The sequence below is a fragment of the Campylobacter concisus genome (genome assembly GCF_003048605.1).
Lineage (GTDB): Bacteria > Campylobacterota > Campylobacteria > Campylobacterales > Campylobacteraceae > Campylobacter_A > Campylobacter_A concisus_BM.
On record NZ_PIRX01000003.1, the window covers coordinates 59,197 to 72,487 of the forward strand.

At 41.1% G+C, this 13,291-nt stretch carries 13 protein-coding genes; 12 read left to right on the forward strand and 1 reads right to left on the reverse strand.

Going from position 1 to position 13,291, the window contains the following annotated elements:
* Positions 1 to 38: 38 nt before the first annotated feature.
* A complete protein-coding gene (locus tag CVS86_RS02715) occupies positions 39 to 923 on the reverse strand; it encodes a helix-turn-helix domain-containing protein (protein WP_103612038.1) in 885 nt (294 codons plus the stop codon).
* Positions 924 to 1,031: 108 nt separating this feature from the next.
* On the opposite strand from CVS86_RS02715, the gene CVS86_RS02720 reads away from it, so the two are divergent.
* The 12 genes from CVS86_RS02720 to cmoA all read left to right on the forward strand — a co-directional run bounded on the left by CVS86_RS02720 (position 1,032) and on the right by cmoA (position 13,230).
* Entirely contained in the window at positions 1,032 to 2,978 is a 1,947-nt protein-coding gene (locus tag CVS86_RS02720; RefSeq protein ID WP_103612039.1) for a TonB-dependent receptor domain-containing protein, read from the forward strand.
* 1 nt (position 2,979) lies between these two features.
* Positions 2,980 to 4,071 carry a PepSY-associated TM helix domain-containing protein gene (locus CVS86_RS02725; protein ID WP_107790887.1) on the forward strand — a complete coding sequence of 364 codons (1,092 nt, stop codon included), beginning with the start codon at positions 2,980 to 2,982 and terminating at the stop codon, positions 4,069 to 4,071.
* A gap of 66 nt (positions 4,072 to 4,137) precedes the next feature.
* The gene (locus CVS86_RS02730) at positions 4,138 to 4,602 is read left to right on the forward strand and encodes an RNA pyrophosphohydrolase (protein ID WP_004317768.1); all 465 of its coding nucleotides are present in this window, start codon (positions 4,138 to 4,140) and stop codon (positions 4,600 to 4,602) included.
* Complete coding sequence (locus tag CVS86_RS02735; RefSeq protein ID WP_021087776.1) at positions 4,602 to 5,801, forward strand: aspartate kinase; 1,200 nt, start codon at positions 4,602 to 4,604, stop codon at positions 5,799 to 5,801. The genes CVS86_RS02730 and CVS86_RS02735 overlap by 1 nt, the downstream gene beginning before the upstream one ends.
* On the forward strand, positions 5,801 to 6,340 hold the full coding sequence (locus tag CVS86_RS02740) for a HobA family DNA replication regulator (RefSeq protein ID WP_009294158.1): 540 nt from the start codon (positions 5,801 to 5,803) through the stop codon (positions 6,338 to 6,340). Before CVS86_RS02735 ends, CVS86_RS02740 begins: the two co-directional genes overlap by 1 nt.
* Positions 6,341 to 6,961: a DNA polymerase III subunit delta' gene (locus CVS86_RS02745; protein ID WP_107790888.1), complete on the forward strand. Its 621-nt coding sequence runs from the start codon at positions 6,341 to 6,343 to the stop codon at positions 6,959 to 6,961.
* Positions 6,958 to 8,097: a dihydropteroate synthase gene (gene folP, locus CVS86_RS02750; protein WP_107790889.1), complete on the forward strand. Its 1,140-nt coding sequence runs from the start codon at positions 6,958 to 6,960 to the stop codon at positions 8,095 to 8,097. The genes CVS86_RS02745 and folP overlap by 4 nt, the downstream gene beginning before the upstream one ends.
* A gap of 24 nt (positions 8,098 to 8,121) precedes the next feature.
* Positions 8,122 to 8,982, forward strand: coding sequence for an NADAR family protein (locus CVS86_RS02755; RefSeq protein ID WP_107790890.1), 861 nt, complete (start codon positions 8,122 to 8,124; stop codon positions 8,980 to 8,982).
* A 41-nt stretch (positions 8,983 to 9,023) separates the two neighbouring features.
* The gene (ligA, locus tag CVS86_RS02760; RefSeq protein WP_107790891.1) at positions 9,024 to 10,967 is read left to right on the forward strand and encodes an NAD-dependent DNA ligase LigA; all 1,944 of its coding nucleotides are present in this window, start codon (positions 9,024 to 9,026) and stop codon (positions 10,965 to 10,967) included.
* Positions 10,957 to 11,670, forward strand: a complete 714-nt coding sequence (locus CVS86_RS02765; protein WP_107790892.1) for a TlyA family RNA methyltransferase — start codon at positions 10,957 to 10,959, stop codon at positions 11,668 to 11,670. Before ligA ends, CVS86_RS02765 begins: the two co-directional genes overlap by 11 nt.
* Entirely contained in the window at positions 11,636 to 12,529 is an 894-nt protein-coding gene (locus CVS86_RS02770) for a bifunctional riboflavin kinase/FAD synthetase (protein WP_107790893.1), read from the forward strand. The genes CVS86_RS02765 and CVS86_RS02770 overlap by 35 nt, the downstream gene beginning before the upstream one ends.
* The gene (cmoA, locus tag CVS86_RS02775; protein WP_107790894.1) at positions 12,526 to 13,230 is read left to right on the forward strand and encodes a carboxy-S-adenosyl-L-methionine synthase CmoA; all 705 of its coding nucleotides are present in this window, start codon (positions 12,526 to 12,528) and stop codon (positions 13,228 to 13,230) included. The genes CVS86_RS02770 and cmoA overlap by 4 nt, the downstream gene beginning before the upstream one ends.
* Positions 13,231 to 13,291: the final 61 nt, after the last annotated feature.

The window sequence follows — 13,291 nt, forward strand, 5'->3', positions numbered from 1 at the left end:
ATTTTGGCGATTATAAGAAATTTGGCATTTAGCGCAGTTTAAAAGTAGCTTTTTTGCCTTATTAGCTCGCTTGGTAAAAAGCCAAAAGTGCCTTTAAAAATTTTTGCAAAATGCGCTGCATTTGTGTAACCAACGATGCTGGCAGCCTCTTTTATGCTGATATCATTTTGTTTTAAAAGGGCAAATGCCAGCTTTAGTCGCTCTTTTGCTAAAAGCTGATAGATCGTCTCTTTAAAAAAGAGTTTAAAATTTTTCTTAAGCCAAAAGTCATTAGTGCCACAAAGATGTGCTAGCTCTTTGATGCTTGGGGGATTTTGCATGTGTGTAAGTAAGATTTTTTTGGCTTTTAAAAGCACTTTTTCTTCGTCGATACTAAAGCAAATTTTCTCATCTTTTAAAGCTTTGCTCTTGTAGATAAGCTCTAAAATTTTTGACTCTATAAAGATCTCCCTCATCATACCATCATATAAATTTGTCGTCTCAAGCTCGTTTAAAACGCAAATTTGAGCCTTATCTTTTTTGTATTTTATAAGATCAAATTTCTCTTCAAACCTAAGCTCGCTAAAAATTTCAAGCTTATTTGCGTAGTGCTCTTCAAAAAGCAAGGTTTTGGTTTTATAAAATTTATTTTGATATTCAAAAACGCCTTTTAAGCTATCATTTACTAGCCCTATGCAAAACTCATCCCTGCTTAAAAGATACTCTTTTTTATCAAGCTTGAAGCAAAGATTATCTTTTGCTTTATTAAACATCAAAAATAGATACTTTCTATCTCCCTCGCTCTCTCTTTTTATGATTTTGTTGCATAAAATCTCGCTTTTTAGGTAGCTGATGCCATTAGCTTGTTTTAAGAATTCTACATTTATCCGCTTGTTACTTTGCGAGATTTTACTTATGCCATATCTTTTATCTAAATTTATCATTTTATCCCTTGAGCGTTAAATTTAATCCCTCTAGCGTTATGTATGATATTGATAACGATTATTTAATTTTAGTAAAATATGATTTAAATTTTAATAAGGAGTTTTTTTGTGAGAAGTCTATTAAAAATTTCTGTTTGTGCGGCAGTTTTTATAAATTTACCGCTTTTTGCAAATGAAGATAAGCTCTTGCCAGAGGTCAAAGTAGTGAGTGCAACTGGCTTTGAGCAAAATATAAAAGACGCCCCTGCAACGCTTAGCGTCATCACTCAAGATGCGTTAGAAAAGAGAAATCATAAGGACGTTGAGAGCATGGTAAAAGACGTGCCAAGCCTTTTTGGAACGACTCCCGAAGCGGCAAATAGACGAGGAATTTCTATACGCGGATTCTCTCCAAGATTTACTAAAATTTTAGTAAATGGCATGCCAGTGCCAGGAGATAACGCTTATAAGGGGCTAAGAAGTGTTGGAGGCTCATATAGCTTCATCCCACCAGCAAGTGCAATAAGCCGTATCGAAGTGATACGCGGTCCTATGAGCTCGCTTTATGGCAGTGACGCACTGGGCGGTGTGATAAACATCATAACAGATGAGTTTAGTAACGACTTTCATGCAAATCTTGGCTCAAGCTATAAATTTGCTAGAAATAAAAATATAAGCGGCGAGTTTTACAACAGCCTCTATCTACACTCTGGGCTAATAGACGATGTTTTAAGCATCTCAGTTTATGGCAAAAATTTAAACAAGTCAGAGGATAAAATCTCATACGCAAACAGAGAGCAAAAAGATAGAAATTTTGGCACGAAGCTCTTTTTTAGACCAAATGAAAACAACGACATCACGCTTGAGCTTGCAAGAAGTGATGTGAAATATAAAAGAAGCAAAGGCAAAACACTATCAACTGGTACTAACTCGGTTGCTAGCGAGAGAATAAAAGGCGATATGATAAATTTAAGCCATGAAGCAAGGCTTGATAATATCTTGCTTCAAAGCTACCTGTCTTATGGCAAGATAAAAGAGATCGCGCAACAAAATTTGACGCTAAAAACACTAAATTTTGATACAAAAGGTTCATATTTTACTGATAACAACGCCTTTACTTTAGGGCTAAACGCCAAAAAAGAAAAACTTGACGAAAAGGCTACCACAGCAGACGCTGCAAATGTAAAAAGATATGACATTTCGCTTTACGGCGAGGATGATTATCACATTACAAAAGACTTCATTTTAAGCGCTGGAGTTCGTTACAACTACGACGAGAACTACGGTTCGCACGTTTCACCAAGAATTTATGGTATCTATAACTTAAATGACTTTTTTGCCCTAAAAGGCGGAGTTAGCACAGGATACGCGACGCCTGACATCAAACAACGCACACAAGATCTTGCATTGCCATTTGCTGGAGGACGTGGAGCACAGCTTGGTAGAAGCAGCCTTAAGCCAGAGACAAGCGTGAGCTATGAATTTGGCGGCGTTTATAATGACAATGAAGGCTTTGAAGCATCGCTAACTGGCTTTTACACAAGCTTTAAAGATATGTTAAGCTATAGCCCTATCTGCTCAAGAGGCAGTGTTTGCAGACATAAAGGCAAAATTTATCCAAATGGTATTTGGGAGAGTGTAAATATCGGCAAAGCTGAAATTTACGGAGTTGAACTAACAAATGAGTGGCAAGTCACAAACGCTCTTAGGCTAAATCAAAGCTATGTTTATACAAAATCAAAACAAAAAGATGGAGCGGAGATCGGCAAAAGCTTAAACAACTATCCGCTTCATACATTTAAATTTGGAGCGAACTACGAGCTAAACAGATGGCTAAATTTCTGGTCTCAGATAAATTATTATGGCAGGAGCAAAAACTCATTTAGCTATGCTGATGACATTAGACCTTACGTGATCGCTGATCTTGGTATAAACTACAACGTAACTAAAAATTTCAGCCTAAATCTAAGCGTTTATAACCTCTTTAATGAGTACTTTACGACAAGATCTGGCAGATACGACATCTTGATAGCTGACGGACAAAAGATCGAGCTTGGGTTTAATCTAAAGTTTTAAAATGATAAAAATTTTGAAGAAATTTCATCTTATCTTGGCTTTTATCTTTGCCTTGCCGCTTCTTGTGCTTAGCATTAGTGGAGCGATCATCTCGTATCACGATGAGATAATTGATATCTTTAGCAAAGATGAGGTTGTAGCTGGCAAAAAGCCTTTAGAGATAGATGAAATTTTAAAAATTTTTAGCAAAAGCGAGCCAAATTTTAATCTTAGCTACCTAAAGATAAGAGCAGAGGCAAACAAGGCTTACGTCATAAGCGGAACTAGTGAAAACGGCGAGTTTGAGTCGTTTTTTGTCGATCCTTATACTGGAGAAATTTCAGGCATTAACAGCGTAGAGAAATTTATAGGGCTGGTTTTAAATTTGCATAAAAACTTAGCCCTCTCTCTTTTTAAAAATGAAAATTTGAGTAAATTTGCAAGCGAGCTAGTGGCACTCTCTACACTTGCGCTGCTTTTTATCTTGATAAGTGGGGCGGCGATATATTTTTGGAGATTTAGAAGCAGGGTAGGGGAGGCATTTAAGCTAAATTTAAAAGCAAAGAAATTTGCGTTTTTGTATTCGCTACACGGCTTTTTAGGTATCTATCTTGGCGCTTTTTTAAGCGTGATTTGCATTAGTGGGCTTTACTTTTCTTATGAGAGCTTTGCTAAGGTTATAAATCAAATTTGTGGCGAGGAGAAGGTCTTTAAAAAGCCAAATTTTACAAACAAAAATGGCTTTAGCTTAAGCGATGAGCAAAAGGTGGCAAACCTTAAAAAGGCTTATGAAATTTTCGTTTCTAAATTTGGAGACGAGTTTGATGCTTTAAATTTTATAGCAAATAGCGGTGGCATCAAATTTATGCTCTTTTACCTGCCAAAGGGGGCTAGCGAGAGAGATGGCATTAGGCTTTTAGTAGATACTAAAAGCGAGCAAATTTCAAAAAATGCCATGCCAAAGTCATTTGAAATTTATAAATTTATGCTTGATCTGCACGCTGGATATATCTTTGGTGAGCTTGGTAAATTTATATTTTGCCTAGCATCGTGCGGTGTGGTTTTACTACTTTTTAGTGGAGGTGCGATTTATTACAAACGGCGTAAAAACTAACTCTTATTTATCTATCTCTTAACTCTTTTTCGTTATCATCTCAAATAAAATTTTTTTGGAAAAAACATGCAAAAAAAATATAGACCAAATGTAGCAGCTGTCATTTTGTCTAGCTCTTACCCTTTTAAATGCGAAATTTTAGTCGCAAAAAGGGTTGATATGGACGATATCTGGCAGTTTCCTCAAGGTGGCATAGATGAAGGCGAAAGTCCAAAACAAGCGCTAAAAAGGGAGCTTAAAGAGGAGATCGGAACTGATAAATTTGACTTCTTAGAAGAGTATCCAGAGTGGCTTAGCTACGACTTTCCAGCAAATGCGTCAAAGAAATTTTACCCATTTGATGGGCAGACGCAAAAGTACTTTTTAGTTAGGCTTAAAAATGGTGCGAGCATAAATTTAAAGACCGAGCATCCAGAGTTTAGCGAGTATAAATTTGTAGATATCAACAAGGCTTTAGAGGGGATAAATCACTTCAAAAAGCCTATTTATGACAAAGTTTTGAGTTATTTTAAAGAGAAAGGATATTTTTGATGTTAATCGTTCAAAAATTTGGCGGAACTAGCGTAGGCACGCTTGAGCGCATCGAAGCTGTGGCAAATAGGGTCATAGAGACTAAAAACAGCGGCGCTGACGTGGTTGTGGTAGTTTCTGCGATGAGTGGAGTTACAAATCAATTGGTTGAATATAGTGAGTATTTCTCAAAGCACCCAGACGGCGTTGCTACTGATATGCTTTTAAGCTCTGGAGAGCAAGTAACCACCGCACTTTTGACGATTGCACTTAATGCAAAAGGCTATGCGTGCGTAGGACTAACTGGCGCAATGGCTGGGATAATGACTGATGATGTGCATACAAAAGCTAGGATAGAAAAGATAGATACCACTAGGCTAAAAGCTGAGCTAAAAGCCGGCAGGATCGTCGTCGTAGCAGGCTTTCAAGGCATAGACGACAAAGGCGATATCACTACTCTTGGTAGAGGCGGAAGCGACCTTAGCGCGGTTGCATTAGCTGGGGCGCTTGAAGCTGATCTGTGTGAAATTTTTACCGACGTTGATGGCGTTTATACGACTGATCCAAGGATAGAAAAAAAGGCAAAAAAGCTAGAAAAGATAAGCTATGACGAGATGCTTGAGCTCGCCTCTGCTGGGGCGAAAGTGCTTCAAAATCGCTCAGTCGAGCTAGCAAAAAAACTAAATGTCAAACTAATCACAAGAAGCAGTTTTAACCACAACGAAGGTACATTAATAGCAAAGGAAGATAATATGGAAGCGGTTTTAGTAAGCGGTATAGCACTAGATAAAAATCAAGCAAGAGTAACTTTAAGAGGCGTAGTCGATAAGCCTGGCATCGCAGCTGAAATTTTCACAGCTCTAGCTCATCAAAATATAAATGTAGATATGATCATCCAAAACGTAGGACACGACGGCACGACAAATTTAGGCTTTACAGTGCCACAAAACGAGCTTGACCTAGCAAAAGAGACTATGCAAAAGCTCTCAGCTGCAAAACATGTCGAGTATGACGATGCGATCGTAAAAGTCTCAGTTATCGGCGTAGGCATGAAGAGCCACAGCGGCGTAGCATGTCTAGCATTTGAGACGCTTGCAAAAGAGGGGATAAATATCCAGATGATCTCAACAAGCGAGATAAAAATTTCAATGATCGTCGATCAAAAATATGGCGAGCTCGCGGTTCGCGTACTTCACGATGCGTATAAGTTAGATAAATAATGCAAGATTTTATCCAATGGACGCTTGAGACTATAAGAAGCGAAAGATATATGAGCTGGATGGAGGAAAAGCGCGTAGAATGGACGCCTTTGCTCGCATCTAGGCTTAAATTTTTACTTGATAGCAAGGCTTTTATAGTCATCTGCGACGATGAGAGAGAGTGGTTTGAAAACTATCTTTTAAGAAACATCAACCGCACAAAAAGCGAGCGTCCGTTTTTGCCATTTTTTAGCCTAAGATCGCTCTATCCAGCCTTTGACAGTATCGAGACAAACGAGCAAAAGCAGCTTTTAAAAGATATGCTAAGCCTTGCCTTTCCAAATGGCTACATCTTTTTTTACATCGGCAAGAGCATAGATAAGCGTGCAAATTTAGCCAAGACTGACGAAAACAGCTATATGTGGCTCTTTGACGAGCAGGCGCAAAACAGCTTCACGCTAAGCTCTAGCGATGAAAACTTAGACATCAAACTTCTAAATTTATATAAACTTTTTGACAAGAGCATAGACGCCGTGCTTTTTGCAAAGGTGATGCTCTAAATGCTTAATAAAATCGTCATAACAAGCGATTTTGAAAATTTAAAAACCAAGCTTGAAGCCGAGTTTGGCGTAAATAACTTAAGATTTTTTATAAGCGATGATTTTTTGCTAGAAAATGCAAAAGAGGTCATCGCCGAAGCCTACATCGCCGAAAAAGATGAGAAAATTTTAGTCATAGAGGCGAAGTCTTTTCGTACCGAGGCTCAAAACGCACTTTTAAAGATCATCGAAGAGCCCCCAAGAAACATCAAATTTATAATAGTAACGCAGAGCAAAAATTTGCTTCTACCAACGATAAGATCGAGGATGCTCATAGAAAATAAGCTCACTAAAAAGCCAAAAATGAGTGTGGAGATAAATTTAAAATCGCTCAGCCTAAAAGAGCTAACAAGCTTTATCGATCAAAAGATAGCAGAGGAGCAGGCGCAAAAATTTGGCAAAAACGAGCTAAAAGAGCTTGTCGGAGCCATCGTGACAAAGGCGGTTGATAGCGGGTATAAATTTAGCGGCGAGGAGATGGAGTATTTTTTCTCGCTTATAAAGCTAGCTGATCTAAACGCGAAGTCTCACGCCATTTTAACGCCACTTTTGCTTACTATCTTTGAGAAAGGACGACGTTGAAATTTTATAAGATAAATAACAAAAGCGACTTTGATGAAATTTGTAAGGCCATCTCGCCAAGTCCGGCTGGTGCGAAGCTCATGCACGAAAAGAGTGAGATAAATTTTATTTTTATCGACGAGATAAAGACCCCAGCGGCAAATATCCTAAAGCAAGACGCCCTAAGTGTCGGCGCCGAGCTAGTGACGCATAATGATACAATCTTAGGCAAAGAGAGCCTAAATAAAGCCTTGCTAATGGCGACAAACGCGCAGCTAAGGCAGTTAGCTAAAAAAGAGAAGCTACAAGACTTTGGGCTTAAAAAGCTTGCAGGTTTTTTAGAGACTAAATTTATAAAGCCCGCAAAGCTACTTATAATGGGCGTTGCAAATATAAATAGAGATAGTTTTAACGAGCAAAGCCGCATAAATACGCAAAATGGTATAGCAAAAATAGAAGCGATGATAGAAGCAGGTGCTGACTACATCGATCTTGGCGGTGTTAGCTCAAGGCCAGGTAGCGAGTATTGTGGCCGCGAGGAGGAGTTTAGACGCATAAAAGATATCATTGAAGAAATTTATAGGCTAAATTTACACGAAAAGGCGAAATTTAGCCTTGATAGCTTTGATGAGTATTGCTTAGAATTTGCGCTAAATCACGGCTTTAAGATGATAAATGACATCACGGCAAACGCAAATTTAGCCTCGCTTGCTGCAAGATACGATGCCCAGTTTTGCATGATGCACATGCAAGGAGACCCAGCTACCATGCAGATTGCGCCAAAGTATAACGACTTAATCGGCGAAATTTCAGACTTTTTTGAGCAAAAGATCGCCCTTGCAAGGGAGCTTGGCGCTAAAAAGATAGTGCTTGATGTCGGCATCGGCTTTGGTAAGACGGCTGAGCAAAATTTGCTGCTTATTAAGCATTTGGAGCATTTTTTGAAATTTGGCTGCCCGCTGCTAGTCGGCGCTAGCCGCAAATCAGTCATAAATCACTACTATAAAAGCGAAGTCAAGGAGCGCTTGCCAGGCTCACTTTATCTGCACTTAAAAGCCTTTGAAAACGGCGCGCAAATCATTAGGACGCACGATGTCGCCGAGCACAAGCAGCTTTTTAATATGCATGAGGCGATGAGCCAAGCCACGCTTTGGTAGGGCGCTTGGCTAAAAAGAGGCTAGATGAAAAATTTATTGCCGCCACCTTGGATCAAATTTCCAGATATTAGCCCCTTTTCTATCGGCTGGAGGATGGGCTGCGGCGAGGATTATAAGTTTAAATTTAATGGCTGGCTAAAAACGCTAAGCCAAGATGAGCGTAGCGAGTATCAGCAGCTCTTTGCTGAGCCTGCGACGTGGCGTGGATACTGGGACGAGAGGCTAGGCAAGGATAAGAGCACGCTTTTTATCAAGGGTGACTTTGTCACTGACCTTTGGGAGCGTGAGCCTAGATATGATCTAAAATGGCTTAAAAAGCGCTATAACGCTGGCAAGTCGGATAAATTTTTATTATTTTGGGGTCATCAAAAAAGTGCAAATTTAAGCGAAAGCTGCCTTAGTCAGTGGTACGCTTCTGGTTTTTGTGAATATGAAACTAAATACATTTGCGCCGAGCAATATATGATGGCTAAAAAGGCTCAGTGTTTTGGCGATGACGAGGCTTTGGAGAAAATTTTATCCGCCAAAGATCCAATGCAGATGAAGGCGCTTGGCAGGCAGGTGCGAGGCTTTGACGCTAAGGTCTGGGACGAGGTCAAATTTGGCGTCGTGCTAAATGCGAGCTATCTAAAATTTAGCCAAAATGCCCCTTTGCGTGAATTTTTACTTCAAACTGAGAGTAAAATTTTAGTCGAGGCAAGCCCAGTTGATAAAATTTGGGGCATAGGTTTGGGCGCAGGCGATGAAAATGCGCAAAATCCTATAAAGTGGCGAGGGCAAAATTTGCTTGGTTTTGCGCTGATGAGGGCAAGAGACGAGATAGCTAATGTCTATAAAAACGTCCATTTATGCGATAAAGGTGAGCTAAATTTGGATCATTTATAAAGTATGTTTAAGATAAAATGCGGTGTAAATTTGGAGAAAAAATGACAAAACAAGAGTATGAAAGAGCAATAGATACGCTAAATGCGTGGGCAAAGGCCTACTACGACGAGGACGAGCCACTTGCAAGCGACGAGGAGTATGACGCGCTATATCATGCGGTTTTAGCCTTCGAGCAGGCAAATCCAAGTGAAATTTCGCTATTTTCGCCGACTAAGCGAGTGGGCGGAGGCGTAAAAGAGGGCTTTAGCAAGGCAAGCCACATAAAGCGCATGTGGAGCATGGAGGATATCTTTAGTCTTGGCGAGCTTGATGCGTGGCTAAAGCGCGGCAATAAAGAGAATTTAACCTTTGTTGCTGAGCCAAAATTTGACGGAGCGAGCCTAAATTTACTTTACGAAAATGGCGTTTTAGTTAGGGCGATAACCAGAGGCGACGGCGTTACAGGCGAGGACGTGACGCAAAATGCAAGGACCATTAGCTCGGTGCCAAAGAGCATTAGCTACAAAGGGCTCATTGAAATCAGGGGCGAGGTCGTCATAAGAAAAGATGACTTTGAGCTATTAAACGCAGAGCGCGCAAAAGAGGGCGAGGCGCCGCTTTCAAATCCTAGAAACGCAGCCGCAGGAAGCCTTAGGCAGCTTGATAGCGCAGTCACTGCAAAAAGAAAGCTACTTTTTATACCCTGGGGCGTGGGCGAGCAGAGCCTTGGGCTAAAAGATCACAGCGAGGTGATGAAATTTGTGCGTGATCTTGGCTTTGAGAGGGATGATTTTTTCAAAATTTTAAAAAAAGATGAGCTTGAGGCTGCATATAACGAGCTATTAGCCAGCCGCGACGCAAAAAGCGTGATGATGGATGGCATGGTGATACGAGTAAATGACCTTGCGCGCTGTGAGCAGCTAGGCTACACGGTCAAATTTCCAAAATTTATGGTGGCGTTTAAATTTCCAGCCATTGAAAAGGTGACTAGGCTAAGAGATGTCGCACTTCAAGTTGGCAGAAGCGGCGTAGTAACGCCTGTTGGCGTGCTTGATGAGGTAAATATAGACGGAGCCAATGTAAAATCCGCCACCCTTCACAACTTTGACGAGATCGAGCGTCTTGGCGTTATGAAAAACGACTACATCGGCATCATCCGCTCAGGAGATGTTATACCAAAGATCACAAAGGTTTTTAAAGATAGGCGAGATGGCAGCGAGCAAGCGATTGATAGGCCTAAATTTTGCCCAGTTTGCGGCTCGCACCTGCTTGATGAAGGGGTCTTTGTAAAGTGTCAAAATTTAAGCTGCAGGGCAAGAGTGGTGGGCTCAATAATCCACTACGCATCGAAAAAGTGCCTAAATATAGACGGCCTTGGCGATGCGATCGTAAATTTGCTATTTGATAAGGGGCTGATTGCTTGCATAAAAGACATCTACAGCCTTAAATTTGATGATCTCATGGCGCTTGAGGGCTTTAAAGAGAAAAAGGTAAATAACCTTTTAAATGCCATTGAGGCTAGCAAAGGTGCGGATCTATCGCGCTTTATCACGGGTCTTGGCTGCGAGCACATCGGCGAAGTGGCGGCTAAAAAGCTAGCAAGTAGCTTTGGACTAGGCTGGCTTGATGCTAGTTTTGAAGAGCTAACCTCACTTGAGGGCTTTGGCGCGGAGATGGCAAATAGTTTAATTGATTTTGCCGAGGTAAATAGAGATGAAATTTTAGCTCTTAGTCAGATCGTGCAGCCAAGCGTGACGCAGGTGCAGAGCATCTCAAATGCGCTAAGTGGTAAAACGGTCGTAATAACTGGCACGCTAAGTCGCCCAAGAGATGAGATAAAGGCGGAGCTTGAGAGCTTTGGCGCAAAGGTTTCTGGCTCAGTTTCTAAAAAAACGGACTTCGTCTTAGCTGGCGAGGAGGCTGGCAGTAAGCTTGATAAAGCAAATGAGCTAGGCGTGCTGGTGATCGATGAGAGCGAATATGAGAGGCTAAAACTTGAGGTTTGATAACTACGTCGCAAGCGTTTTAAACATAAGCAGAAACAAGGCTAGTGAGCTTATAAAATCTGGCAAGGTGCTAACAAACGGCGAAATTTGCACCAAGGTTTCAAGCGAGGTTAGCGAGGCTAAAATTTCACTGCTTGATGAAATTTACGTTGGACGAGGCGCACTTAAGCTAAAGAGCTTTTTGGAGGCGATGAAATTTGACCTGGCTGGCAAAAACGCACTTGATATCGGCAGCTCAACTGGCGGCTTTATGCAAATTTTGCTTGAGCGTGGCGTAAAGAGCGTGACTGGCGTCGATGTGGGCACTGATCAGCTAGATGCCAGCCTAAGAAGCGATGAGCGAGTGAAAATTTATGAAAAAACTGACGTCAGGGAGTTTGCTAAAATGCACAAAAATGAATTTGATCTGATAACCTGCGACGTGAGCTTTATCTCTTTGGCTGAAATTTTGCCTGCTATTTGCGAGCTAGCAAGCGAGAATTCGCTCATCATCACGCTTTTTAAACCGCAGTTTGAGGTGGGTGTTGGCGTTAAACGCAACAAAAAAGGCGTTGTTACCGACGCTAAGGCTGTAAATTTAGCGATGAAGTGCTTTGAAGTGCTAGCAAGTAGCTTGAAATTTGAACTGATAGCTTGCAAAGAGTGCGAGGTCAAGGGAAAGGAAGGAAATGCCGAGTTTTTCTACGCTTTTAACAAAAGATAACATCACTGCCGTTGCGATAGGGCACTTTGACGGCGTGCATAGGGGGCACAAGCAGCTCTTAAAGCAGCTTGGTGAGTTTGGCGGACTTGTTGTCATCGATAAAAATAAGGCCAACATCACGCCAAAACTAAAGCGAGCCGAGTACTCAAACTATCCTTGCTTCTTGTATGATTTTGAGAGCATAAAAGGGCTTAGCGGTGAGGAATTTATAGCACTTTTAAAGCGGGATTTTAAAAATTTAAAAAAGATCGTTGTTGGGTTTGATTTTAGATTTGGCAGAAATAGAGCGTGGGACAAGCACGATCTGAAAAGAATTTTTGATGGCGAGGTAGTCGTCGTTGATGAGGTTTGTTATGACGGCATGGGCGTGCATAGCTCATCCATCAGAGAGCTGATACGCCAAGGCAACATCGATGAGGCAAACAGGCTAATAGGCAGGGAGTACTCGATCGAGGGCAACGTGATAAAAGGGCAGGGCATCGGCGCAAAGGAGCTGGTTGCTACGCTAAATTTAGATATAAAAAGCTATCTTTTGCCGCGCGAGGGCGTCTATGCGACAAGAACGAGGATGGGCTCATACACCTATGGCTCGGTCACTTTTATAGGCAACAGACTTAGCACGGATGGAAATTTTAGCGTCGAGACGCACATCATGGACGAGGTCGCGCCAAAGGTGACGACGCACGTTGCTGTTTGCTTCATAAAACGCCTAAGAGATAATAAAAAATTTAATAATCTTGGCGAGCTAAAAGAGCAGATAAAACGCGATATAAACGAGGCTAGGCAGTGCGTGGGCGTGTGCGATCTCTTTTTTGGGGAGACGATGAGATACTTTGACGGATACGGAGCTGGTATATGAGAGATGAAATTTTTAAAGAGCCTATAAGCAAGCAGTTTGAATTTGATGACTTTGTGGCGAGCGTTTTTGACGATATGATCTCGCGCTCGGTGCCATTTTACGATGTGAGCTCAAATTTAAATGCAAAGTTGCTAGCTAAAATTTTGCCAAAAGAGGCAAGTGTGTGCGACCTTGGCTGCTCTACGGCAAATAGCCTGCTTTTGCTAAATAACCTTAGAAACGACCTCGTGCTAAGTGGCGTGGATAACTCTGAGGCGATGCTTGCAAATGCAAAAAACAAGGCAAAGGCTTATGGGGCTGATATAGAGTTTATTTTGGGTGACATCACGGAGTGCGAGTTAGAGGGCTTTGACGCGGTTTTGGCAAACTATACCTTGCAGTTTATCAGACCGCCAAAAAGGGCTGATCTGGTGCAAAAAATTTATAACGGACTAAATGAAAATGGAGTTTTTTTGTTTAGCGAAAAGATCATCTTTGAAGATAAAAAGCTCACTAAAAGCGTCATAGAAATTTACGAGGATTACAAGCAAGCGCAAGGCTACTCGCGCTACGAGATAGCTCAAAAAAGAGAGGCGCTTGAAAATGTGTTGGTGCCATACACTGAAGAGGAAAATAGAAACTTAGCCCTAAATGCTGGCTTTAAGCATGTTGCGAGCACATTTAAATGGGGAAATTTCATGAGCTTTTTGGCGTTTAAGTAAAATTCTCTTTTAAAAAAGCTATTTTTATAGTGCGTGTTTTATAAAACTAAAGCCCCAAATT